The organism is Agrobacterium sp. CCNWLW32 (assembly GCF_037083425.1).
GTDB classification, from domain to species: domain Bacteria; phylum Pseudomonadota; class Alphaproteobacteria; order Rhizobiales; family Rhizobiaceae; genus Agrobacterium; species Agrobacterium radiobacter.
The window spans coordinates 51,297-74,055 of sequence record NZ_JBAOJM010000002.1 but is presented as its reverse complement, the minus strand read 5'-3'; the positions used below and the strand labels follow the sequence as shown (position 1 = coordinate 74,055).

The following is a 22,759-nucleotide window of genomic DNA, read 5'->3' as shown; positions in this document are numbered from 1 at the left end:
GTCTCTTTATCCTATGGCCAGATGGCATTTGCAGCGGCGAGCAATCCGCGCCGCACGGCCTCGTCGGCGTCGATGACCGTATATTGAATCTCGAGGGCTGCGAAGGCACCCTCGTAAAGCGCGCCGAGCGCACCGGAGCCGATCAGCACCACGGGCGTCTCCCGCCGTGCCGTCGAATGCGCACCGGCGATTTCCAGCCCGATCATGATGCCGGAGAGCTTGGCCTTGGCGTCGGTCGCGGTAAGCCCGTGCAGCAATTGCCCGGAGCGCAGGGTGAAAAGGCGATTGGTCGCAAGCGCGGGATGGGCGTAAATATCGCGCACGGCCGCCGTGAAAGCCTCATGCTCGCCGGTAAAGGCTTCGGCCTCTGCCACCGCATGGGAAAGGATCGTCTGCTTCGAGATGACTTCGAAGAGTTCGCCGGTCATGAAAGTGGCAAAACCCGTCACGCCGCCATCCTTTACGGTCACCCATTTGGAATGGGTGCCGGGCATGCAGACGAGTTTTTCACCGGCGTCCGAAGAAGCGAGAGCGCCAAGCAATTGCGTTTCTTCGCCGCGCATCACGTCGGGCGCGTTTTTATCCCGCTGCGCCAGTCCCGGCAGAATGCGCACATCCCGCACCTGGCCCGGCACGCGAACCGCGCCATCGAGAACCGCCGAAAGCGATGCCGGCACGTCGATATAACCCGCTTCGACCCAGCCCTGCCGCGCTCCCGCCATGCCGCAGACGAGAACCGGCAGATCTTCCGGTGCGCCGATAGCGTCGAGATGCGATTGCAGCACCTCGGCAAAACCGGTCCGCATGGCGGTGGTCATGCCTTCCGTGCTTCTGCGCTCCGCCAGCACCGCGCCCGATCGGCTCATGAGCCAGAGCCGGAAACTGGTTGTACCCCAGTCGACGGCGATGAAAGCGGGTTCAGACATTATAGAAGGCCTCCGTCTACGATTATGGATTGCGCCGTGATGGCGCTCGATGCCGATGATGCGAGAAACAGGCACGGACCCGCCAGGTCGGCGGCGACGAGCGTGCGCTTCAGACATTGCCGCGCCGTGGTGGCGGTAATGCCCTCATCCGTCAGCCATAGTTCCTTCTGCCGCTCCGTCACGATCATGCCGGGCAGCAGCGTGTTGACGCGGATGTTTTCCGGGCCCAGCCGGCCGGCGAGGCTTTTCGTCAACCCGATAATGCCGGCCTTGGCCGCCGCATAGGATGGCAGCTCGCCCATGTTGAGCAGAAACGAGATGGACGAAAAATTGACGATAGAGGCGCCCTTCGCCTGCCGGAGGTAGGGCAGGGCTGCCTGAACCGAGAAGAACATCTGCTTGAGATTGACCGCCTGATTGGCGTCCCAATAGGCTTCGGTCACCGTTTCTATGTCGTGGCGGTCGTCCCAGGCGGCATTGTTGACGAGTACCTTAATACCGCCGGTGGCCAAGGCCGCCGCCTCCACCGTCTTTCCGATCGCCGCGATATTGCGAAGGTCGGTTTTGAAGAAGTGGACCGGATGCTGCGCCGTTGTCGCAAGCCGCTTTACGAGCGCCAGGCTTGGCTCCTCGGCGATGTCTATGAACGAAACCCTCGCTCCCTGCATCGCGAAGGCTTCCACCAGCGATGCCCCGATGCCGGAACCGCCGCCGGTGACGAGCACGCCCGCATCCTTGAGGTCCGGAAATTGGGCTTGCGTCATCGGCGTCATCTCATCCATTGAAAGGCTTGATTGTTCCATTATTTGGAACTAGATTTTACTAAATGGAATTATTCTCTTGGCGTCACGCTTATGTCAAGACAGATGACGGTGGATGTTGCCATGGCCGATAATAAAAAGCCCAATGGGCAAAAGCCTGACGCGGTTCCGATGGTGCAACGGAAAACCGGGAGTGACACGGGCACGCTCGGCAAGGCCGTCTCGCTGCTGGAGTTGATCGCCTTTGCCGACAAGCCGATGCGCTTTACCGATGTGGTCGAAGCCTGCGGTCAGCCGCGCGGCTCGGTTCACCGCCAGCTCGCCCATCTCGTCGCCGAGGGCCTTATCGATCACGCTGCCGATCAGACCTATGCCGTGGGGTTGAGGCTGCTGCAACTGGCAGCGAAAGCCTGGAGCGGCAACGACCTGCGCAGCGTCGCGGCCCCGCATCTGGCAGCGTTGCAGGAAATGACGCAGGAATCCGTGCATCTCGCCGTGTTGAACGGCAGGCAGGTGACCTATCTCGACAAGATGGAGGGGCAGCACACATTGCGCATGCATTCGCAGGTGGGCAAAACCTCACCGGTCTATTGCACGGGGGTGGGCAAGGCGGCGCTGTCGCTGTTATCAGCTGATGATCTGGCGGAACTGGCTGCGGAACTGGATTTTCACCACTTCACGAAAAATACGATCACGACCCCGGAAGCACTGATGGCTGATGTGGCGACCATTCGCGACAATGGCTACGGTTTCGACCTTCAGGAACACGAGATCGGAATTCACTGCGTTGCAGCACCGGTCCGGGCGCCCGGCCGCAATTTTCGCGCGGCGATTTCCGTCACCGGTCCGGCCTATCGTGTGGATGTGGAACAGCTACGCAAATGGGCCCCTCTGGTGCGCGAGACTGCCGATAGAATTTCCGATGATCTTGCCTGCAGATTATCCCCGGTTGCGGATGGTTGAGGAAAAAACGGGGCGTTAGCCGGTGGATTTTCCCTTATGGAAAGCGCGGGGACGCGTCCATTCAGGTGCATTTGATATTATTTTCGACTATTCTGAATTAAGTTTTCAACTTTTGTTTGCATGAATCGTTTTGGTGAGTAACATCCGCAACAATTTCCGGGCAAAGGCGGGCCTTTGCGGCGGCATTTTCTCATTCTCGAAGAACAGCTTTGATGCAGAAAACAGAGACGGCCGCCGTTCAGTCGATTGGTGTTGATTGCGTTCGCGAGATCGCTGATCTCAACACGCAATTCGATATATTCCGGTTTCTGAAGCGGCTGACGGAGGCCTGGGAATTCAGGGCTTTCATGGTGCTCGACCTGTCCTCGGAAGTGGCGAGCGAACTGTCGCAATATACTGTTATCACCAGCTGGCCGGCCGAGCTTTTGCAGCGCTACGATGAAGAGGGCATGCTGCAGACCAGCCGGGTGATGGCCCAGTTGAAAAAATCGACCGTCCCCTTTTCCGTCTCGATGGATTTTCTGGTCAGAGGCGACGGAGAAATCGCCAAGAAAACCGTGATCAACCTTTTCGAACGTTTCGAGATGATCAATTCGGTGTGGTTTCCCGTTCATGACATCACCATGCGACGCGGCGCGGTCTCGTTTTCCGGCAACAAGACGGCTCTGCCCGCCAGCCGGCTTGCCGAGCTTTTCTACATTTCCAGCCATGTCTTTGCCCGGCTATCTGAAATACGACGCCTCGATTTGAGGGTTCCCGAAACATTGAGCGAGCGGGAGATCGACTGTCTGAACTGGACCGCCGCCGGCAAGACCAGCGCTGAAATTGCTGAAATCATGATGCTGTCGGAACACACCATCAATCATTACCTGAACCGCGCAACGAAAAAACTCGACACGGTCAACCGCACCCAGGCTGTCGCCAAAGCGCTGCGGGTCGGCCTGATAAAATAGCGAAACCGTAATTTTATCATTGTGATAAAGCGCTTCCTGGGCGATCCTCCTTTCGAATCACCGGAAAGGAGAAATCGTTTGCCGGAACGGCATAGGGTAAAAGCGGGATTTTCTCCGACTATCGACTGCGCCGTGCTGATAGCCGCTGCCGAAAAAGGCTTTGCTGCCGATGAGGGCATAGAACTCGAACTTTTCCGAAAACAGTCCGCGCGCGCCGTGCTTGCGGCGCTTGGCGAGGATGGCGTTCATGTCGCGCATCTGCCCGCCCCGGTTCCCGTTGGTTCCGCTGTTGGCCTGGATGACCTGCCAGGCGATATTGTCGGCGTTTTCACACTCTCCCTTGGCGGATCGGCAACGACCGTTTCGCACGGATTTTACGACGAACTTTATCGCGAAGGACTGAAGCTGCCGGATCCGGCGGCTTTTGGGCGGGCCATGGCCCGTGTCTGCGCCGCGCGCCGGGCGGCAGGTGGAACCCCGCCGGTCTTTGCGGTCGAGGATATTGTCTCCACGCCATTTTATGCCCTGCGTTATCTGCTCGGAAGCTGCGGCGTGCTGCTCGGCCGGGACATGGAAATCGTCGAAGCCCTGCCGAAGGCGATGCCATCGCTGCTGGAAAGCGGCAAGGTCGATGCGCTCTGTACCGCCGAACCGGCGGGCAGCGCCGTGGTGCTGGGCGGCGCCGGCCGTATCGTCACCACGGGCGCGCTGATCTGGCACAATGCGCCGGAAAAGATACTGGCCGTGAAGACGCGCTGGGCAGAGGAAAACGCCGCCCTTTTGGAAGGACTGCTGCGGGCGCTTTATCGCGCCGGCGAATGGTGCGCCAACGCCGCCAACATAGAGGAACTGGCCGGCATCCTCGCCGCGCCTCAATATCTGGATGAGAACGGCGAATTCCTGCTGCCGGCGCTGACAGGCTATATTTCCACCTCTCAGCGGGACATGCAGCGGTTTCAGGAGTTTTTCGTGACGAGTGCCAAGGCCGCCAATTTCCCTTGGCAGAGCCAGGCCCTGTGGTTCTTCAGCCAGATGTTGCGCTGGGGCGAGGTTTCCGCCGATTACCGGCTCGATGCCGCCGTGGTGGAGGCCGCCCGCAACGCCTACCGGCCGGATATTTTCCGCAAGGCCATGAAGCCGCTTTTCGTGCCGGTGCCGGGTGCCAATCTGAAACTCGAAGGCACGTTGCGCGAGCCTGTTCATGTCGGCGCGTCGCGCACGGGTCTGGTGCTCGGCCCCGACTGTTTTTTCGACGGCCATGTTTTCGATCCGGAAACGCTGGCGATGGACGACGAAATCTGAAACGGCAGCGTTAAATCGTCGCGAATGCCTGACTGTCGCGCTTTGGCATTGGCGAAGCGCTCCGGCTTGTCTATGGATGGCACGCAATACCCGGTCGGACGATATAGCGGAGCAGGAATATGGCAGAGGTCAGCAAGAGCCAGGTGGAAAAGGCGCTGGAAGCGGTGATCTATCCCGGCAGCGGTAAGAGCATCATCGCACTCGGCATGGTCTCGGAAATCTTCATCGCCGATGCGAAAGCCTATTTCTCGATCACCGTACCGGCCGACAAGGCTGCGGAGATGGAGCCGCTGCGGCTTGCCGCGGAACAGGCGGCCAAAAGCGTTGAGGGTATCGTCGGCGCGGTCGTCGCTCTGACGGCCGATCGCAAGCCCGGCCAGCAGCAACCGGCGCCGGCGCGCCCTGCCGCTGCACCCGGCCGGCCGGCCACACAGCCCGGCTCGTCAAAGGTGGGCGTACCGGGCGTGCGGGCCATCATCGCCGTGGCCTCGGGCAAGGGCGGGGTAGGCAAGTCGACGACCGCGGTCAATCTGGCGCTAGGTCTCCAGTCGCTCGGCCTCAAGGTCGGCATGCTCGATGCCGATATTTACGGCCCTTCGCTGCCGCGATTGCTGAAAATTTCCGGCCGTCCGCAGCAGCAGGAAGACCGCATCATCCTCCCGATGGAAAATTATGGACTGAAGGTCATGTCCATGGGCTTTCTGGTGGATGAGGAAGCGGCGATGATCTGGCGCGGGCCGATGGTGCAGTCCGCCCTGATGCAGATGCTGCGCGAAGTGGCCTGGGGCGAGTTGGATGTGCTGGTGCTGGACATGCCGCCCGGCACCGGCGATGCGCAGCTTACCATCGCCCAGCAGGTGCCGCTCGCCGGCGCCGTCATCGTCTCCACACCGCAGGATCTGGCGCTGATCGATGCGCGCAAGGGCATCACCATGTTCCGCAAGGTGGAGGTGCCGCTGCTCGGCGTCATCGAGAATATGAGCTATTTCATCGCGCCCGATACCGGTGCGCGTTACGATATTTTCGGCCATGGCGGCGCGAAGGCGGAAGCGGAACGGATCGGCGTGCCTTTCCTCGGCGAAGTGCCGCTCACCATCTCCATCCGCGAAATGTCGGATGCCGGAACGCCTGTTGTCGCCGCCGAGCCCGATGGCCCGCAGGCCGCGATCTACCGCGATATCGCGCAAAAAGTCTGGGCGCGCATTGGTGCGAGCGAGCAAAAAGCCGCGCCGAGGATCGTTTTCGAATAATGCGCCAGTCGCGGACGCAAAGCGGGCAGGCATCTGCCCGCTTTGAATAATCCTTTGAAAACAGAAGATTAACCGAAAGTATCTGGTAGCATTTCCGGATTTGAACTCCAGAGATGCTTCGCCTGCAATGCTGTCGCGAAAAAATATTGCTTGATTGCATCTCGCTTTGGGCGCATACGCCTGCGCCGTTTGGCTCTTGGTCCATCGGGCTGGCGAGATTGTGAAATCCCGCCTGGTCCGGCGCTCCCTGAAGTGTCGTCCAAAGGTTTGCCGACGGCAAACAGGATATGTTAAGCAGCATTGCGGCAAGCCCGCGATGTGGAGCGGAGAAGCGGATTGATAAAAGCCTATCGCGCCAATTGCGAGGCGATCAGCCTGTCGGCAGTCGACGGCTCCGGACCGATTCCCGACGACATCGTCTGGATCGATCTCGTCAATCCAGACAGGGCGGAAGAGCAGCATGTGGAAAAGCTGCTGGGCGTGGAACTGCCGACGCGCGAAGACCTGAAGGATATCGAGCCTTCCAGTCGTCTCTATATGGAAGACGCCAATGTCTTCATGACCGCGTCTCTGGTGTGGAAGGCGGATTCGGATGATCCGCGCCTCACCGATGTCGCCTTCGTTCTGGTTGGCAAGCGTCTGGTGACAATCCGTTATGCCGAGCCGAAATCATTCCACCTTTTCATTGCCGCCATTACCCGCGCGCCGCACGAAATGCGCAGCGGCACGGCGCTGCTTTTGAAACTGCTCGAAACAATCGTCGACCGCACGGCGGAAATTCTCGAAAACTCGGTCACTGGCATCGATAATCTCGCCGCCGACATTCTCGGCAGCCAGGCCCGTTCCAAACGCAAGGCGCCGCGCTATCTCGAAGACCGCCTGACCAATATCGCCGCCTATCACCGGCTGATCTCGAAGGTCCGCGTCAGCCTCGCATCGCTAGCGCGGCTGCAGACCTTCCTCTCCACCAGCGATCAGGCTCGCGAGGACAAGGGAGCGAGGGAACAGGGCAAGTCGATCGGGCGCGATATTCAGTCGCTGAACGAACATGCCTCCTTCGTTTCCGGCAATCTGACCTTCCTGCTTGACGCCTCGCTCGGCATCATCAACATCGAGCAGAACGGCATCATCAAGATATTCTCGATTGCCTCGGTGGTGTTTTTGCCGCCCACGCTGGTGGCCTCGGTTTACGGAATGAACTTTCAACTCATGCCGGAGTTGAACTGGACGTTCGGTTATCCCCTGGCGCTTGTTATCATGCTGATGTCCGCAATCATCCCGTTTCTCTTTTTTCGTTGGAAGGGCTGGCTCTGAGGAGCCAGGATCATCATGTCCCAGATCGTTGACAAGGACGTTGCCGAGAAACCGGATGCCGATGACGAGCACAAGAACAAGGGGCTTTACGCCGCGATCCTTGGTTCGATCGGCGTCGTCTATGGCGATATCGGCACCAGCCCGCTCTATGCCTTTCGCGAAGCCCTGCGGCCCATCGCCTATGACGGGGTGACTCAGGAAGAAGTCATCGGCCTGACATCACTGATGATCTGGTCTTTGACGATCATCGTCACCTTCAAATATATCACGCTGCTGCTGCGCGCCGACAATGACGGCGAAGGCGGCACGCTTTCGCTGCTGGCGCTGCTGATGAAGACGGCGGGCACCCATCGCGGCGTGCTCATCGTGCTCGGCCTCATCGGTGCTGCCCTGTTTCTCGGCGATGCGATGATCACCCCGGCACTATCGGTGCTTTCGGCGGTGGAAGGCCTGAAACTCGTCACGCCGGAGATGGACGAATTCATCATTCCGATTTCCGTCGGCATCCTCATTGGCCTCTTCGCCATTCAGTCTCACGGCACGGGCACGGTGGCGAAGTTCTTCGGGCCGATCACCGCGGTCTGGTTCATCGTCATGGGGCTTGCGGGCCTCATCCATATTGCCGACGATTTCAGCATTCTCTTTGCCTTCAACCCGTGGCATGCGGTCGAGTTTCTGGCGAATGAAGGTTTTTACGGCATCGTCGTGCTGGGCGCGGTCTTCCTGACGATAACAGGGGCGGAAGCGCTTTACGCCGATCTCGGCCATTTCGGTCGCCGTCCCATCCAGTGGGCGTGGTTCTGTCTGGTTTTCCCGGCATTGACGCTGAACTATCTCGGTCAGGGCGCGCTGGTGCTGAAAGACCCGGCGGCGATGTCCAATCCGTTCTATCTGATGTTCCCGCAATGGGCGATCCTGCCGGCCGTCATTCTGGCGACTGCCGCCACCATCATCGCCAGCCAGGCGGTCATAACAGGTGCGTTTTCGCTCGTGCGTCAGGCGATCCATCTCGGCTACCTGCCGCGCATGGAAATCCTCTTCACCTCGGAAACCAATACGGGGCAGATCTACCTGCCCGCCGTCAACACCATCCTGCTGTTCGGCGTCGTCGCGCTGGTGCTCACCTTCAAGAGTTCGGATGCGCTGGCCACCGCCTACGGTATTTCCGTCACCGGCGCGATGGTCGTCACCAGCCTGATGTTCTTCGAATTCGTGCGCAAGCGCTGGCAATGGTCGGTCTGGCTCGCGGTTGCGGTGCTGGCCCCGCTCTTGACGCTGGAACTGATTTTCCTCGGCGCGAACCTGCTGAAGATTCACGATGGCGGTTATGTGCCGGTGCTGCTGGCCATCGCCTTCACCATCATCATGACCACCTGGCAGCGCGGCTCGAAAATCCTCTTCGCCAAGACCCGCCGCGGCGATGTGCCGCTGAAAGCTTTCGTTGCTTCGGTGGAAAAGGAAAGCGCCCATGCGCCGGTGCGCGTGCCCGGCACCGCGATTTTCCTGACCGGCGATCCGGAAGCTGCGCCGGCGGCATTGCTGCACAATCTCAAGCATAACCACGTCCTGCACGACAAGAATGTCATCCTGACGATCCGCACTGAGGACCAGCCGCGCGTTCACCCCGAGGATCGTTACACGCTGACGAAACTGAGTGATCGTTTCGCCGTGGTCGAACTGCATTTCGGCTTCATGGAAACCCAGAACGTCACCCAGGCGCTCGGCTATCTGCGCCGTACGGGTTACAAGTTCGATATCATGTCCACCTCGTTTTATCTCGGCCGCCGCAAGCTGGTGCCGGATCCGAAATCGGGCATGCCGGGCTGGCAGAACCGCCTGTTCATAGCGCTTGCCGAAACCGCCGCCGATCCGTCCGATTATTTCCGCCTTCCGGCCAACCGTGTGGTGGAACTCGGCTCCCACGTCGTCGTCTGATGACGGGAGCACGCCTCTCGGCAATCTGAGACGCTCCTTCCTTCGTCATTCCGGCTCAAGGCCGGAATGACGCGGTGGGGATGCTGTGCATGAAGCTGTGCGCGGTATTATGGAATCTGAAGCAACACGACGCGCATTAGAATATGTTCACACATTAACGTGAAAGCGCGTCCGGGCGCGGCGTTAACCAAGCATCAAGGTTAATAAGAGATTCTCGAACACCTGTAGCAAATTTGGTTGTCGGTGTTCGGAGTGCTGGTTTTGCGTTCGAAAAGAGTAATGCGTCGTCGGTCCCCCGTGTCCCTTCAGGGGTGGGCGTCAAAATGGACATCGCCCGTCGTCTTCGGCCTTGCCGCCTGGCTCGTTTTTCCATCCCTCGCCGCCCGTGCCGATCTGGCCTCGCTTCTGGCCGGGCTGGACAAGGGCGGGGAGCAATGGCGCATGGTGCTGACGGCATCTCCGGCAGGCTCCGTTCATAATGCCTCGCTGACTTTCAATGATGCCGCAGGGGAGGCCGCATTGCATGGCGGCGGCATGACCCTGCCCAATGGCAGCAAGGTCGCCTTTGTCACCAACAAGAAGGGTGAGGCAACGACGCCGGACAGCGAGCGCGTCAACCGCGCCGCCAAGAAGGGCCGCATCGTCGCAACCGAAATCATGCAGCCGCCCAAGGCCTTCACCGCCGGTTCCGTCCTGCAGCGCACCAGCATGCTGGATATCGAGCCGCTGAAGCGCAAGGACCGCACGGCTTTCGTCAAGCCGAAGCGCGGCAAGGACGTGGAACTCGCCTCCTTCTATTTCCGTCGTGAGGAAAAGAAGGCGGACAAAAGCGTCTCGCCGATGCTGGCCGAACTCATCACCAACAGGACGCCGGATATTCTTGCCACGGCTTATGCGCCGGCCGAACCGGATTTTGCTCGCGAGTCGCCCTTCGACGCCATCCTCAAAAAGCCCGAGGCCGGTCGTTTCGTGCCGCAGATCAGCCAGGACGATCACGCCTGGGCAGCCACCCCGCTGCCGGCCGCCGTGTTTTCCGCAGCCGAACAGCAGTGCCTGGCATCCGGCATCTATTTCGAGGCGCGCGGAGAATCGGTGAAGGGACAGGCGGCGGTGGCGCAGGTCATCCTCAACCGCGTGCGCAACCCCGCTTATCCGAAAACCATCTGCGGCGTCGTTTATCAGAACAAGGACTGGCGCAACCGCTGCCAGTTTTCTTTCGCCTGCGACAATATCAAGGACCGGGTGAACTCCGAACGCCACTGGAAGATGGCGCGTGAAGTGGCCATGGCCACCACCGCCGGCAAAATCTGGTTGAACGAAGTGGGCTCCGCCACCCATTATCACGCCGTTTATGTGCGTCCCGCCTGGGGCAAGTCCATGAAGAAGGTCGGCAGGATCGGCCTGCACGTCTTTTACCGTACCTATGGTGGCGGCTGGAGCTGATCACACCGCCAATTTGTCGCATTTTGCGTGTCAAAAATGCCGATTCCCTGGGGAAACATCGCCGCTAAACCGCGATTTGATGTCAAGCTATTGTTTTTGCATGATTAATTTGTGCCAAAACAACCGCTCGCAGTGCCTTGACTAGAGAAGCCCCTAAAACTATGTTGCGCGCGACTTCAGAGCGGGCTGGAACAGGCTTAATCCGTCACCGTTTACAACTCCAAAGGGTTCTGGCATGGCTGGAACGGAGAAAATGGGTGGGATTTTAAGATGACTGGCAACCGTGACGATAGTCTGGACGAGCGCCGCAAGCGCCTTGCCGAAGAACTGGCAAAGGTGAAGGCGGAGGATGAGGCGGAAGTGAGGGCGGAGACCAACGCTGCGGAAAACCGGAAAGGTTTTGCGATGGCGGTGAAGCTCTCATCGGAGTTCATTTCGGCCATCGTGGTCGGCGCTATGCTGGGTTATCTTCTGGACTATTTTGCCGGCACGACGCCGTGGGGGATGATCGTTCTTCTTCTTCTCGGTTTCTGCGCAGGCGTATTGAATGTGTTGCGCTCGACCGGCGCGGTGGCCAAGCCGCCGCTGCTGGAAAAGGCGGACAGACAGGACGAGGGTGGAAAAGACGGCGTTTAAGCTGTTTTTTCTTGCAGTTGAGATGCCGCGACAGGCGGCGACAGGTAAAGAGGGCAGCCGGTGGCAAACGATCCGACCCATCAGTTCTTGGTGCAGCCGATCATTCCGATCGAAATTGGCGGCGTCGATTTTTCCTTCACCAATGCGTCGCTCTTCATGGTCGCGACCGTGGCTGCCGCTTCCGGTTTCCTTTATTTCGCAACGTCGAACCGCGGTCTGATTCCGACCCGCATGCAGTCCGTTGCTGAAATGTCCTACGAGTTCATCGCCTCCATGCTGCGCGAAGGCGCCGGCAAGAAGGGCATGGTGTTCTTCCCATTCGTGTTCTCGCTGTTCATGTTCGTGCTGACGGCGAACCTTCTTGGCATGTTCCCGTATTTCTTCACGGTCACCAGCCAGATCATCGTTACCTTCGCGCTCGCCTGCCTCGTTATCGGCACGGTCATCGTTTACGGTTTTTACAAGCACGGCCTGCACTTCTTCGGCATTTTCGCCCCCTCGGGCGTGCCGAAGGCGCTTTTGCCGCTTGTTGCGTCAATTGAAATGATTTCGTTCCTGTCGCGTCCGATCAGCCTTTCCGTTCGTCTTTTCGCGAACATGCTGGCTGGCCACATCACGCTCAAGGTTTTCGCAGGCTTCGTTGCCTCCATGGGTGCGCTTGGCGCGCTCGGCATCGGTGGCGCAGTTCTGCCGCTCATCATGACGGTCGCCATGACCGCTCTCGAATTTCTCGTTGCCTTCCTGCAGGCTTACGTCTTCGCGGTACTGACTTGCATGTACCTGAACGACGCCGTGCATGGTGGTCACTGAGAAGTAAAGTCGCTGGCCCCGGCAACGGGCGTCAAAAACAGCCGCAACAACCAATATCTCAAGGAGTCTCACATGGAAGCGGAAGCAGCAAAGTACATCGGCGCAGGTCTCGCATGCCTCGGCATGGCTGGTACGTCCCTCGCACTCGGCCGTATCTTCGGTGATTACCTGTCCGGCGCACTGCGCAACCCCTCTGCTGCCGACAGCCAGTTCGGCCGTCTGGTATTCGGCTTTGCCGTTACGGAAGCTCTGGGCATCTTCTCGCTGCTCGTTGCTCTCCTTCTCCTGTTCGCTGTTTAATATCAGCATCAGGTCTGGATCACGGCCCGCAACATAGCGTGCCGTGATCCTTCGCATTTGCAGTCCCCCTGGAGGTGAGCATGTTCGTGACCGAGGCTTATGCCCAGTCAGCACCGACCGTAGGTGAAACGCATACGGAAACTCCGGCTGTCGGCCAGCCGCAACCGGAAGCCACGCACACGGAAACCGGTGTGGCGCACGGCGCTGAACACGGTGCTTCCGGCGTATTCCCGCCGTTCGACCAGTCTACTTATGCATCGCAGGTTCTCTGGCTGGCGATTACGTTCGGCCTTTTCTACCTGCTCATGCAGAAGGTCATCGTTCCGCGCGTCGGCGGCATTCTCGAAAACCGTCATGGACGCATCGCACAGGATCTCGATGAAGCGGCACGCCTGAAAAGCGAAGCCGACGCTGCCGTCGAAACCTATGAAAAAGAACTCGCGGCAGCCCGCGCCAAGGCAAGCTCTATCGGCGCCGCGGCACGTGACGCCGCTAAAACGAAGGCCGATGCCGATCGCGCCGCCATCGAGGCCGGACTTGCTGAAAAGCTTGCCGCCGCCGAAAAGCGCATCGCTGGTATCAAGGAACAGGCTTTCGCCGATGTCGGCGCCATTGCTGAGGAAACCGCGACCGCGATCGTTGACCAGCTGGTCGGCACTAAGGTCAAGGATACCGACGTCAAGGCCGCCATTGCAGCCGCTTCGACTGTGAAGGGAGCCTGATATGGCGTTTGATGCATCATTTTTCGCTCTCGTCGGTCTTGTTCTCTTTTTCGTCCTGATCGCCTATCTCAAGGTTCCGGGCATGCTCTCCAAGTCTCTGGACGAGCGCGCGCAGAACATTCAGGACGAGCTGGCCGAAGCCAAGCGCCTGCGTGAAGAGGCCCAGCACCTGCTGGCCGAATATCAGCGCAAGCGCAAGGAAGCCGAAGCTGAAGCCGCCGGCATCGTTGCTGCCGCCGAGCGTGAAGCCGCAGCGCTCACCGAAGAAGCCAAGCAGAAGACGGAAGAATTCGTCGCCCGCCGTACGGCTCTTTCGGAACAGAAGATCAAGCAGGCCGAAGAAGACGCCATCGGCGCCGTCCGCGCCGCCGCAGTCGATATCGCCATTGCCGCTTCCGAGAAGTTGCTGGCCGAAAAGACCACGGCTGCCACTAAGGCCAAGCTTTTCACCGCCACGATTGGCGAAGTGAAGTCTAAGCTGAACTGAGATTTATCTCGGACTGATAAGAACCCCTCCGGCGAGAGCTGCGAGGGGTTTTTTTGTTGTCAAGTCTGGTTGGAGTTATAGCGCCAAAGGTGGGTGATCGACCCGCTTTGGCCAAAGTCTTCTTAATGGCGGATATCGGATTGCTCTTCCGCTTTGCACCAACAGCGGACATGCTGTGCATTTTCTGACGCAACCAACTTATCGTCGGGAAGGCTTATTCGATAGCGAGGCACAGAAGCGCCATTTGCTGGTGTGGTCCGATAGGACGCCCGGTCACCTGCTTGACATATTCCAATTCCGGTGCGAATTTTTACCTATGGGGTAGCGATCGCCCCATGAGGCCACGGCCGAAGAATCGCGTCCTTTGAACCCGAAAAAACGGAGGGACGCGCGATGCCGTCATTTCTTGAAATCACACCCGAAAAGCTCAATCGCATTATCGGCACGCCCAACGCGCCGACGATTATCGACGTCCGCACTGACGAGGACTTTGCTGCTGATCCCCGCCTCATACCGGGAGCGATTCGGCGCGATTACCGCCAAGTGATGGACTGGGCCGAAGGGCTTACCGGGCCATTGGTCGTCCTCTGTCAGAAAGGCCAGAAGCTCGGTCACGGTGTTGCCGCTCACCTTCGTGCGGTTGGCAGTGCCGCCGAGGTTCTCGAAGGCGGCTTCGAAGCCTGGCGTGCGTCGAAAGCGGCCCTAGTCCCCGACGATAGGCTGCCGCCCCGCGACAGCCGTGGCCGGACGGTCTGGGTAACCCGCTCGCGTCCGAAAATCGACCGCATCGCCTGCCCGTGGCTGATCCGGCGCTTCGTCGATCCTTCGGCGGTCTTCCTGTTTGTAGCGGCGGCGGAAGTATCAGCGGTCGCCGATCGCTTCAACGCCACGCCCTTCGACATTGAAGAGGTTTACTGGAGCCACCGTGGCGAGCTTTGCACCTTCGACGTCATGGTCGAGGAATTCGGCCTTGCGACGGAACCCATGCTCCGCCTCGCGACAATCGTCCGGGGAGCAGATACGTCCAGACCCGACCTCGCCCCCGAAGTGCCGGGACTGCTTGCCGCCTCACTCGGCTTATCCCGGATGTTCAACGACGACCTCGAACAACTCGCGGCCGGCATGACGCTCTACGATGCGTTTTACAGATGGTGCCGTGATGCAACCGAGGAGACCCACAACTGGCCCAACCCGAGGAAGGTATGAGACCATGACCGACCTTGCAAAGACCAGTGTCCGCCTGGATGCGGGCGAAGACGACATCGTTCCGCTTTCCGAAGCCGTGAAGGTATGGGCGCGCGTGGCAGCGCTCAGCTTCGGCGGCCCAGCAGGCCAGATAGCAGTGATGCACCGCATCGTCGTTGACGAGAAGCGCTGGGTGGGTGAGCACCGTTTCCTGCATGCCCTCAACTACTGCATGCTGCTGCCGGGGCCGGAGGCTCACCAGCTTGCCATCTATATCGGCTGGCTGCTGAACAAGACCAGGGGCGGCATGATCGCCGGCCTGCTGTTCGTCCTGCCGGGGTTTCTATCCATCCTGGCGCTCAGTTACATCTACGTTATCTTCGGCGACGTCACCGCGATCGAGGGCATGTTCTTCGGGCTGAAATGCGCGGTCCTCGCCGTTGTCGTTCAGGCGGTCTTTCGGATCGGCAGCAGGGCGCTGAAAAACAATGTGATGGTCGCCATGGCGGCCGCCGCCTTCGTCGCGATCTTCTTCCTTCACGTGCCCTTTCCACTGATCATCCTCGCGGCCGCAATCATCGGCTGCTTCGGGGGGCGGACAGGGCTTCACGCTTTCAAGGCAAACGGCGGACACAAGTCGGGATCGGGCAAGATACTCGAAGACAGGGATTCCATCCTCGGCGAGGACATTCCCCTTCACGCCAGGCCCAACCTTGCCTGGTCGCTCAAAACCTCTGGCACTCTTGCAGCGCTCTGGCTCATTCCCGTCGCGACGCTGATCCTGGTGCTCGGTTGGGACAATGTGTTCTCGAAGATGGGTCTGTTCTTTAGCCAGATGGCCGTCGTCACCTTCGGCGGCGCCTATGCCGTGCTCGCCTACGTCGCTCAGGCTGCGGTGGAAAACTATGGATGGCTTCGTCCGGGAGAAATGCTTGATGGTCTCGGTATGGCCGAGACGACGCCCGGTCCTCTCATTATGGTAACGCAGTTCGTCGGCTTTCTCGCGGGCTATCGCGATCCGGGGGCGTTGTCGCCGCTGGCGGCGGCAACTCTCGGAGCGATCCTGACGACCTGGGTAACTTTCCTGCCGAGTTTCCTTTGGATATTCGCTGGTGCGCCCTTCATCGAGAAGATGCGCGGTAACGCGGCGCTTGGCGGGGCGATGTCGGCCATCACTGCGGCCGTCGTCGGGGTGATCCTCAACCTGGCGGTCTGGTTTGGACTTCACGTGCTGTTCGAGGAAGTCCGACCCGTGGCCCTCGGCCCGCTGGCATTGGATGTCCCAGTCTTCTCATCACTCCTGCTGCCGTCGCTCGCCCTGACATTGCTAGCGGCATTCGCCATTTTCCGGCTCAAGCTGTCTGTGATAGTCACGCTGGCCCTGTCTGCAGCGCTTGGGATTGCCTGGCGGTCGATATTTTGAAACCCGGAGTCCGCTTTGGCCTATCGCGGAAGTGATTGCCGGACCTTCATTCACGATCAGTCCCGCTTCAGCGGCCGAAAGCTCATCCTGTGCAACGGGCAGGGGCCGTGGCTTTCGATGGCGCGCAGGTGGGCGGGCGTACCGTAGCCGGCATGGCCTTCGAAGCCGTAGGATGTGTGCACCACACCGGCGCGTTCCATCATCCGGTCGCGCGTCACCTTGGCGATGATCGAGGCTGCGGCGATGGAGAGGGAGCGGGAATCGCCCTTGATGACGGCCTTGGCTTCGCAGGTGATACCCGGCGGCCGGTCGCGGCCGTCGGCGAGAACGAGGGCAGGGGAGATTTCGAGACCGAGCACGGCGCGGCGCATGGCGTCCAGGCTGGCGCGCAGGATATTCATGCTGTCGATCAGGCCGGGGCCGGAGGAGGCGACGGATACGATCGAGGTTTCCATGATCTGTACGAACAGGCTTTCCCGCTTCTGCTTGGTTAGCTTCTTGGAATCGTCCATCCCCTTGGGAATATTGTCCGGATCAAGAATGACGGCTGCCGCAACCACGGGTCCGGCCAAAGGCCCCCGGCCTGCCTCATCCGTGCCGGCGACGGGCCAGAGGCCCTTCTTTTTCGCCTCCAGCTCGAAGGAGAAGTCAGGGCCGGTTTCGGCAAGATCAAAAAGGGCAGGAGAATCGGGTGTGGCCGTGCGTTTCATGCGGCGAAACTGGCACACACACCCGATCTCCTGCAAGCCCCCGGAAGCGGGCGATGACAGGCATGGTGAGCCGGGGTCAAGGGGCGTGGCTCACCGTGCCCCGAAGGTCATCATGACCTTTGATCCTCCAACGGGGCGGCGGAGGAAAAACGATCGCACGCGAGGCGGCGGCTCCGGGGGCGATGTCCGGCGGGCCAGGGAAAACCCGTCGGGCATTTCGTGGGGAGCAACAAGATGAGAAGGTTGCTCCCTATCGTTTTGAATTCCGTTTAATATAGGCTCACAGAGCCTCCGATTGTTGGCGAGTTATCCTTCATGCTCGACGTCATCCTCGGGCTTGACCCGAGGATCCACTATCGCGCTCGGTTTATATCCTCGGGTCAAGCCCGAGGATGACGTCGAGTTCAGTTCGGGCATCCATCACCTCAGTCACTTTCAGCGTTTACTTCTCAAAGCAGCGACAATTGCACGCCTGCACCGCCCGGCGGCACGAAGAGATCGTCACGCAGGTGGATGCCGCGGCGGATGAGGCCAAGCCGCTTCGTGGCCATCTCGAAACGCCTGCCGATCTGCCAGGCATAGGGGCCGGCGCCCTTCATGCGTTTTCCGAATTCCGCGTCATAATCCTTGCCGTCACGCATGGAGCGCACCAGCGACATGACATGGCGGTAACGGTCCGGATAGTTGCGCAGCAGCCAGTCGCGGAACAGCGGGCTCACCTCCAGCGGCAGGCGCAAAAGCACATAAGATGCTTCGGTGGCGCCGGCGGCCTTGCCGGCCTCGAGAATGCGCTCGATTTCATGATCGTTGAGTGCCGGAATGACAGGCGCCATCATCACGGCCACGGGAATGCCCGCCTCGGTCAGCGCCTTCACCGCGTCCAGCCGCTTCTCCGGCGTGGCGGCGCGCGGCTCCATGTTGCGCGCGAGCTTGCGGTCCAGCGTCGTCACGGAAATGCCGACCTTGGCGAGCCCCTTTTTGGCCATGGGCGCCAGAATGTCGATATCCCGCTTGATCAGCGCCGATTTGGTGACGATGGCGACGGGATGATCGGCCTTGGCCAGCACTTCCAGTATCTGCCGCATGATGCGCCATTCGCGCTCAATCGGCTGATAAGGGTCGGTATTGGTGCCAATGGCGATCACCCTTGGCTTGTAGCCCGGTTTCGCCAGTTCCCTTTCCAGCAGCTTTGCCGCATCCGGCTTGGCGAAGAGCTTCGATTCGAAATCCAGACCGGCCGAAAGTCCCATATAGCTGTGTGTCGGCCTTGCGAAACAATAGATACAGCCATGTTCGCAGCCGCGATAGGGATTGATGGAGCGGTCGAACGGGATGTCGGGCGATTCATTGCGGGTGATGATGCTGCGTGGCTTCTCCACCTGCACCTCGGTGCGGAACTCCGGCATGTCCTCGAGCGTCTGCCAGCCATCGTCGAAAACCTCGTGCTGCAAGGTCTCGAAACGTCCATCCGGATTGAGCCCGGCGCCACGGCCGCGACGGCGGTCGATCTCGATGCGCAGGCCAGATGCATCGGCCAGCGCATTGGCAATGTCAGGCATATGGCTCGGCTGGAAGGCAGCCTGCCCCGAAAGCGTATGGTTTCTCATCTGGATGCTCCCAGGACGCCGCACGCCTTTCGAGGCACGCTCAACGCCCTAAACCGTTTCCGTCCGGACGGGCTTTTATCGCCTTCCGAATGATTAAATTCCTACATCAGGAATGAGAACATTACAAGAACAAAATTGCAGATTCAGCTCGCGCATCAGACAGGGGCGTGACCGCGATATGCCTGACCGCGTGCGGAGGCCGCGTGATGGTCGGCATAAGCAGCCACGGATTTTACCGCGATCAGCACAGTGGCAATTTATTGTGCGATGCGTTAGAGCTATGCAGATGTTGACAGTCATAATGGAATGCCGGGATCACGAACCGGAACTGGCGCATACGCTGTCTGCGCTTGTCACCGGGGCCGTGGAAGGGCTTGTAAGTGATGTTGTGATTCTTGATCACGGTTCGCGCGATGGGTCGTCGCGCGTCGCCGATGCCGCCGGTTGCCGTTTTTATGGGCAATGGGACATCGAGGATGTCGTGAAGTCCGCGCGCGGCGGCTGGCTGCTTCTGATCGAGCCCGGCGCGCGCCCGCAGGCGGGCTGGATCGACGAGATTCTCGAATATGTGGCGATCTGCGCGCAGCCGGCCCGCTTCTCGCCCTCGCGCTATCACCGGCGCAATGTCTTCAGCCGCGTGCTGCGCCGTATTCCGCCATTGGAACACGGATATCTTCTGCCAAAGAAGCATGCCCTGTCGATCGCCAGATCGGGCATGAGCCTGACGCAATTTGTCGGCGCGCAGAAACCGCGCCGGCTGAATGCGGAAATAGTACCCGCCTGGGCGCTGCGGGCTTCGGCTTAACGGGCGCGTCTTACCCGGCCAGAACCTTGCCGGGATTCATGATGCCGGCGGGGTCGAAAGCATGTTTGATGCGTCGCATCAGCTCCATTTCGATGCCGGGGCGAATGGCGGCCAGTTCATCGCGCTTCAATTGCCCTATGCCGTGTTCGGCCGAAATGGAGCCGCCGAGCGACAGCACGATGCCATGCACGACCTCGTTCATATCCCGCCAGCGGCCGAGGAATTCGGCCTTGTCGGCACCGACAGGCTGGGAAATATTGTAATGGATATTGCCGTCACCCAGATGGCCGAAGGCGCAGACACGCGCGCCCGGGATGGCAGCGAGAACCGCCTTTTCCGCCGTCGCCATGAATTCCGGTATTTTTGAAACCGGAACGGAAACATCGTGCTTGATCGACCCGCCTTCGGGCTTCTGCGCATCCGACATGCTCTCGCGCATGTGCCAGAGCGCCTGTCGCTGCGCCTCCGATGCGGCGAGCACGGCGTCCTGAACCAGCCCGGCCTCAAAACCGCGCTCCAGCAGCGATTGCATCATGCTATCCGCCGTCTCCGCCGAATCGGAGGTGGAGATATCGATGAGCGCGTACCAGTCGTGCGGTTGCTCCAGGGGATCGCGCACGCCGGGAATATGTCTGGCGGTGAATTCGACGCCGATTCGCGGCATGAGTTCGAAGCCGGTCAGCGCCGTGCCGCAGAGGTTGGAGGCCATTTCAAACAGCTTCAGCGCATCTTCGGTGGAGGTCAGCCCCGCAAAGGCCACCTGATGGCCGAGCGGCTTCGGGAAGAGCTTCAACACCGCGCCGGTGATGACGCCAAGCGTGCCTTCCGAGCCGATGAAGAGATCACGCAGATCGTAACCGGTGTTGTCCTTCTTCAGCCGGCGCAGCCCGTTCCAGATTTCGCCTGTCGGCAGCACCACTTCGAGCCCGAGGCACAGCTGGCGCATATTGCCATAGGCCAGAACCGCCGTGCCGCCGGCATTGGTGGCGAGATTGCCGCCGATGCGGCAGGACCCTTGAGAGCCGAGCGACAGCGGGAACATGCGCTCCACCGTGTCGGCGGCCTTGTGGATGTCGTCGAGAATGCAGCCGGCATCGGCGACGATGATATTGGCGACCGGATCGATATCGCGGATGCGGTTCATGCGTTCCAGCGACAGGATGATGTCGGTGCCATCGGCACGCGGCGTCTGGCCGCCCACAAGGCCGGTATTGCCGGTCTGCGGCACGATGGCAGTGCCGGTCTCGCTGGCGAGCTGCAGAATGGCCGAGACCTCTTCGACCGACCCCGGCTTGAGCAGCAACGGCGAGGCGCCGCGATAAAGGCCGCGATTTTCCACCAGCCGCGGCGCCATTTCCGCCGGGTCACGCACCGCGTTCTTTTCGCCGACAATGGCGGCAAAGCGGTCAAGGATGTCGGAGGAGGGGATGGCGGTGGTCGTCATGGGCGGCGTCTCGCTGTCTTTTGAAACATGGGCGAAAGGATTGGGTGCCGTCAGCCTCGCGGCGCGGCGGCGCGGGAAAGGCGGTCGTTGATCGCCTCTCCGAGACCATGGGTGGGAATGGCGGTGATGGCGATGGTGTCCGCACCGCTCGCATCGGCGGCTTTCAGATAATCGAACAGATTGGCGGCGGCCTCGGCAAGATCGCCGGTGGGGCTAAGGTCGAGAACGGTGCGCGCGGCCTCTTCGCCTGATATGGCGATGCCGCCGAAGCGGATTAGCGCTTCGCCCGGCAGAACCGAGGTGGCGTGAAGGCGCACGGCGGCGCCCGGCGCATAATGCGAGGCCAGCATTCCCGGCGCCTCAATGGCGGCGGCGGCTTTTTTGGGCCGTTCGAGGCTTTTGCCCGCAACACGTTCTATGTCCTCGGTGACGATGCCGCCGGGACGAAGCAGCCGCACCCGGCCATCCTCTTCCACCTTGACGATGGTGGATTCGACGCCGACGGAGGCTGCGCCGCCGTCGAGAATGAGATTGATCTTCTGGCCGAGATCCGCTTCCACATGGGCGGCACTTGTCGGGCTGATCTTGCCGGAACTATTGGCGCTGGGGGCGGCGAGCGGCCTGCCGAAGCGGCGGATGAGATCGCCGGCAAAACCCTGGGGCACACGAATGCCGACCGTATCGAGCCCGGCCGTCGCCAGCGAATGAATATCGCTTGCCGGGTTCAGCGGTAGCACCAGTGTCAGCGGGCCGGGCCAGAAGGCCTCCGCGAGTTTCCGCGATATGGGATCGAAGACGGCGTAACGTTCGGCCATGGCGATATCGGCCATGTGGCAGATCAAGGGGTTGAACTGCGGCCGGCCCTTCGTCTCGTAAATGCGGGTAATCGCCGCCGGGTTGGTGGCGTCGGCGGCAAGGCCGTAGACCGTTTCCGTCGGCAGGGCGATGGGTTGGCCGGCGGCAAGCTCGGTTGCTGCTGCCTGCAGGGCTGTTTCCCGCTCGTTGTCTATATTGATATGACGCGCCATGATGCTGCCTTTCAGGGCGGTCAATAGCGTATTTCAGGGCGGAGTGGGAAGCGCTAATGCATGTCGCCCGAAAGTGGTCCGCGGTTTCGGGATAACGACTTGCATAAAACAAATAAAGATAAAGCGCCGGGGCGCTCTATCGCTTCTATATCGCCTTGATGACCTTGCGCATCTCCTCGGACCGCGCGCCGAGCATGAGCACATTTTTCAGCGCCACGCGCGGATCATGGGTCTGGAACAGCAAGCCGCCGCGATGGATGGAGGTGTCGACGGCGATTTCCTGATCCGGAAGCGCGTTGATGGCGACGGCGAAATACATCCGTGAATAGCGCGCATCGATATTTTCGAAGAAGTTCCCGGCCCCGCTCAGCTCGGCGAAGAAATTCGCGAAATAGAACGACCAGAGCACATGGCGCTCGGCATCGAAGCTCGTTTTCGCCGCCGTGACGTGACAATAGCCGAGATGCGGCCGGTCATTGAGCAGATGGTGAAAAACCATCTTCGGGAAACGGATGGACTGGTGAAAGGCGTTGAGACGGTTGTGGGTGGCATCGGCGGCGGCTTCCAGCTTTCGCCCGGTCAGCGCAGCCACTTCATCATGACTGTAATAGACGCGTTCCCTCGGCAACCAGCGCTCTTCATAACGGCTGATGCGCCCTGTCCGCAGGAAATCCGAATGCGCGGTCTTCGATCTTATCGGTGTGACCGAATGCCTGCTCGCATCGAAATAGCGTATGCGTGTCGCCTTCTCCACC

At 60.2% G+C, this 22,759-nt stretch carries 22 protein-coding genes; 15 read left to right on the top strand and 7 right to left on the bottom strand.

Features of this window, described 5'->3' with window-relative positions; genetic code table 11:
• Positions 1-11: 11 nt before the first annotated feature.
• Both V6R85_RS04295 and V6R85_RS04290 read right to left on the bottom strand, forming a co-directional pair.
• Complete coding sequence (locus tag V6R85_RS04295; RefSeq protein WP_080865895.1) at positions 12-926, bottom strand: 2-dehydro-3-deoxygalactonokinase; 915 nt, start codon at positions 924-926, stop codon at positions 12-14.
• Complete coding sequence (locus V6R85_RS04290; RefSeq protein ID WP_060726058.1) at positions 926-1,708, bottom strand: SDR family NAD(P)-dependent oxidoreductase; 783 nt, start codon at positions 1,706-1,708, stop codon at positions 926-928. Before V6R85_RS04290 ends, V6R85_RS04295 begins: the two co-directional genes overlap by 1 nt.
• Before the next feature lie 72 nt (positions 1,709-1,780).
• On the opposite strand from V6R85_RS04290, the gene V6R85_RS04285 reads away from it, so the two are divergent.
• From V6R85_RS04285 to chrA, 14 genes are all read left to right on the top strand, one after another.
• Positions 1,781-2,650, top strand: a complete 870-nt coding sequence (locus V6R85_RS04285) for an IclR family transcriptional regulator (protein ID WP_162695457.1) — start codon at positions 1,781-1,783, stop codon at positions 2,648-2,650.
• Between the two features lie 212 nt (positions 2,651-2,862).
• Positions 2,863-3,603, top strand: a complete 741-nt coding sequence (locus V6R85_RS04280; protein WP_099085615.1) for a helix-turn-helix transcriptional regulator — start codon at positions 2,863-2,865, stop codon at positions 3,601-3,603.
• 78 nt (positions 3,604-3,681) lie between these two features.
• Positions 3,682-4,905 (top strand): CmpA/NrtA family ABC transporter substrate-binding protein, encoded by a 1,224-nt coding sequence (locus V6R85_RS04275; RefSeq protein ID WP_111833675.1) that lies wholly within the window; start codon positions 3,682-3,684, stop codon positions 4,903-4,905.
• 119 nt (positions 4,906-5,024) lie between these two features.
• Positions 5,025-6,155 carry an Mrp/NBP35 family ATP-binding protein gene (locus V6R85_RS04270; protein ID WP_003503126.1) on the top strand — a complete coding sequence of 377 codons (1,131 nt, stop codon included), beginning with the start codon at positions 5,025-5,027 and terminating at the stop codon, positions 6,153-6,155.
• Positions 6,156-6,491: 336 nt separating this feature from the next.
• Positions 6,492-7,469, top strand: a complete 978-nt coding sequence (locus tag V6R85_RS04265; RefSeq protein ID WP_080865900.1) for a magnesium transporter CorA family protein — start codon at positions 6,492-6,494, stop codon at positions 7,467-7,469.
• 15 nt (positions 7,470-7,484) lie between these two features.
• Positions 7,485-9,404, top strand: coding sequence for a potassium transporter Kup (locus tag V6R85_RS04260; protein WP_111833674.1), 1,920 nt, complete (start codon positions 7,485-7,487; stop codon positions 9,402-9,404).
• 279 nt (positions 9,405-9,683) lie between these two features.
• Complete coding sequence (locus V6R85_RS04255; protein WP_162695456.1) at positions 9,684-10,847, top strand: cell wall hydrolase; 1,164 nt, start codon at positions 9,684-9,686, stop codon at positions 10,845-10,847.
• A 270-nt stretch (positions 10,848-11,117) separates the two neighbouring features.
• A complete protein-coding gene (locus tag V6R85_RS04250) occupies positions 11,118-11,483 on the top strand; it encodes an AtpZ/AtpI family protein (RefSeq protein ID WP_020010559.1) in 366 nt (121 codons plus the stop codon).
• A gap of 60 nt (positions 11,484-11,543) precedes the next feature.
• The gene (locus tag V6R85_RS04245; RefSeq protein WP_003503121.1) at positions 11,544-12,293 is read left to right on the top strand and encodes a F0F1 ATP synthase subunit A; all 750 of its coding nucleotides are present in this window, start codon (positions 11,544-11,546) and stop codon (positions 12,291-12,293) included.
• A 72-nt stretch (positions 12,294-12,365) separates the two neighbouring features.
• Positions 12,366-12,593: a F0F1 ATP synthase subunit C gene (locus tag V6R85_RS04240; RefSeq protein ID WP_003494147.1), complete on the top strand. Its 228-nt coding sequence runs from the start codon at positions 12,366-12,368 to the stop codon at positions 12,591-12,593.
• 80 nt (positions 12,594-12,673) lie between these two features.
• Positions 12,674-13,315, top strand: coding sequence for a F0F1 ATP synthase subunit B (locus V6R85_RS04235; protein WP_099085613.1), 642 nt, complete (start codon positions 12,674-12,676; stop codon positions 13,313-13,315).
• Position 13,316: 1 nt separating this feature from the next.
• A complete protein-coding gene (locus V6R85_RS04230) occupies positions 13,317-13,802 on the top strand; it encodes a F0F1 ATP synthase subunit B (protein ID WP_020010562.1) in 486 nt (161 codons plus the stop codon).
• 393 nt (positions 13,803-14,195) lie between these two features.
• Positions 14,196-15,008: a chromate resistance protein ChrB domain-containing protein gene (locus V6R85_RS04225; RefSeq protein WP_020010563.1), complete on the top strand. Its 813-nt coding sequence runs from the start codon at positions 14,196-14,198 to the stop codon at positions 15,006-15,008.
• 4 nt (positions 15,009-15,012) lie between these two features.
• The gene (gene chrA, locus V6R85_RS04220; protein ID WP_111833673.1) at positions 15,013-16,410 is read left to right on the top strand and encodes a chromate efflux transporter; all 1,398 of its coding nucleotides are present in this window, start codon (positions 15,013-15,015) and stop codon (positions 16,408-16,410) included.
• A gap of 56 nt (positions 16,411-16,466) precedes the next feature.
• On the opposite strand, the gene V6R85_RS04215 is transcribed toward chrA, so the two are convergent.
• Both V6R85_RS04215 and V6R85_RS04210 read right to left on the bottom strand, forming a co-directional pair.
• Positions 16,467-17,120 (bottom strand): ribonuclease HII, encoded by a 654-nt coding sequence (locus tag V6R85_RS04215; RefSeq protein WP_077998424.1) that lies wholly within the window; start codon positions 17,118-17,120, stop codon positions 16,467-16,469.
• Between the two features lie 449 nt (positions 17,121-17,569).
• Positions 17,570-18,727 (bottom strand): PA0069 family radical SAM protein, encoded by a 1,158-nt coding sequence (locus V6R85_RS04210; RefSeq protein ID WP_003503108.1) that lies wholly within the window; start codon positions 18,725-18,727, stop codon positions 17,570-17,572.
• Positions 18,728-19,013: 286 nt separating this feature from the next.
• Between V6R85_RS04210 and V6R85_RS04205 the strand changes: the two genes are divergently transcribed.
• Positions 19,014-19,532, top strand: a complete 519-nt coding sequence (locus V6R85_RS04205; RefSeq protein ID WP_060726391.1) for a hypothetical protein — start codon at positions 19,014-19,016, stop codon at positions 19,530-19,532.
• Positions 19,533-19,542: 10 nt separating this feature from the next.
• On the opposite strand, the gene V6R85_RS04200 is transcribed toward V6R85_RS04205, so the two are convergent.
• The 3 genes from V6R85_RS04200 to V6R85_RS04190 all read right to left on the bottom strand — a co-directional run bounded on the left by V6R85_RS04200 (position 19,543) and on the right by V6R85_RS04190 (position 22,758).
• Positions 19,543-20,976, bottom strand: a complete 1,434-nt coding sequence (locus V6R85_RS04200; RefSeq protein ID WP_111833672.1) for an FAD-binding oxidoreductase — start codon at positions 20,974-20,976, stop codon at positions 19,543-19,545.
• 50 nt (positions 20,977-21,026) lie between these two features.
• The gene (locus V6R85_RS04195; RefSeq protein ID WP_111833806.1) at positions 21,027-22,004 is read right to left on the bottom strand and encodes an L-threonylcarbamoyladenylate synthase; all 978 of its coding nucleotides are present in this window, start codon (positions 22,002-22,004) and stop codon (positions 21,027-21,029) included.
• A gap of 145 nt (positions 22,005-22,149) precedes the next feature.
• Positions 22,150-22,758, bottom strand: coding sequence for a DUF6656 family protein (locus V6R85_RS04190; protein WP_060722977.1), 609 nt, complete (start codon positions 22,756-22,758; stop codon positions 22,150-22,152).
• Position 22,759 lies beyond the last annotated feature (1 nt).

What these genes read in the sequence shown, in the direction of transcription:
- V6R85_RS04195 (WP_111833806.1), bottom strand. Translation starts at nt 22,004, where the DNA reads ATGGCGCGTCATATCAATATAGACAACGAGCGGGAAACAGCCCTGCAG.
- V6R85_RS04230 (WP_020010562.1), top strand. Translation starts at nt 13,317, where the DNA reads ATGGCGTTTGATGCATCATTTTTCGCTCTCGTCGGTCTTGTTCTCTTT.
- V6R85_RS04215 (WP_077998424.1), bottom strand. Translation starts at nt 17,120, where the DNA reads ATGAAACGCACGGCCACACCCGATTCTCCTGCCCTTTTTGATCTTGCC.
- V6R85_RS04280 (WP_099085615.1), top strand. Translation starts at nt 2,863, where the DNA reads ATGCAGAAAACAGAGACGGCCGCCGTTCAGTCGATTGGTGTTGATTGC.
- V6R85_RS04270 (WP_003503126.1), top strand. Translation starts at nt 5,025, where the DNA reads ATGGCAGAGGTCAGCAAGAGCCAGGTGGAAAAGGCGCTGGAAGCGGTG.
- V6R85_RS04290 (WP_060726058.1), bottom strand. Translation starts at nt 1,708, where the DNA reads ATGGATGAGATGACGCCGATGACGCAAGCCCAATTTCCGGACCTCAAG.
- V6R85_RS04240 (WP_003494147.1), top strand. Translation starts at nt 12,366, where the DNA reads ATGGAAGCGGAAGCAGCAAAGTACATCGGCGCAGGTCTCGCATGCCTC.
- V6R85_RS04260 (WP_111833674.1), top strand. Translation starts at nt 7,485, where the DNA reads ATGTCCCAGATCGTTGACAAGGACGTTGCCGAGAAACCGGATGCCGAT.
- V6R85_RS04225 (WP_020010563.1), top strand. Translation starts at nt 14,196, where the DNA reads ATGCCGTCATTTCTTGAAATCACACCCGAAAAGCTCAATCGCATTATC.
- V6R85_RS04250 (WP_020010559.1), top strand. Translation starts at nt 11,118, where the DNA reads ATGACTGGCAACCGTGACGATAGTCTGGACGAGCGCCGCAAGCGCCTT.
- V6R85_RS04295 (WP_080865895.1), bottom strand. Translation starts at nt 926, where the DNA reads ATGTCTGAACCCGCTTTCATCGCCGTCGACTGGGGTACAACCAGTTTC.
- V6R85_RS04235 (WP_099085613.1), top strand. Translation starts at nt 12,674, where the DNA reads ATGTTCGTGACCGAGGCTTATGCCCAGTCAGCACCGACCGTAGGTGAA.
- V6R85_RS04285 (WP_162695457.1), top strand. Translation starts at nt 1,781, where the DNA reads ATGTCAAGACAGATGACGGTGGATGTTGCCATGGCCGATAATAAAAAG.
- V6R85_RS04200 (WP_111833672.1), bottom strand. Translation starts at nt 20,976, where the DNA reads ATGACGACCACCGCCATCCCCTCCTCCGACATCCTTGACCGCTTTGCC.
- V6R85_RS04255 (WP_162695456.1), top strand. Translation starts at nt 9,684, where the DNA reads ATGCGTCGTCGGTCCCCCGTGTCCCTTCAGGGGTGGGCGTCAAAATGG.
- chrA (WP_111833673.1), top strand. Translation starts at nt 15,013, where the DNA reads ATGACCGACCTTGCAAAGACCAGTGTCCGCCTGGATGCGGGCGAAGAC.
- V6R85_RS04205 (WP_060726391.1), top strand. Translation starts at nt 19,014, where the DNA reads ATGTTGACAGTCATAATGGAATGCCGGGATCACGAACCGGAACTGGCG.
- V6R85_RS04210 (WP_003503108.1), bottom strand. Translation starts at nt 18,727, where the DNA reads ATGAGAAACCATACGCTTTCGGGGCAGGCTGCCTTCCAGCCGAGCCAT.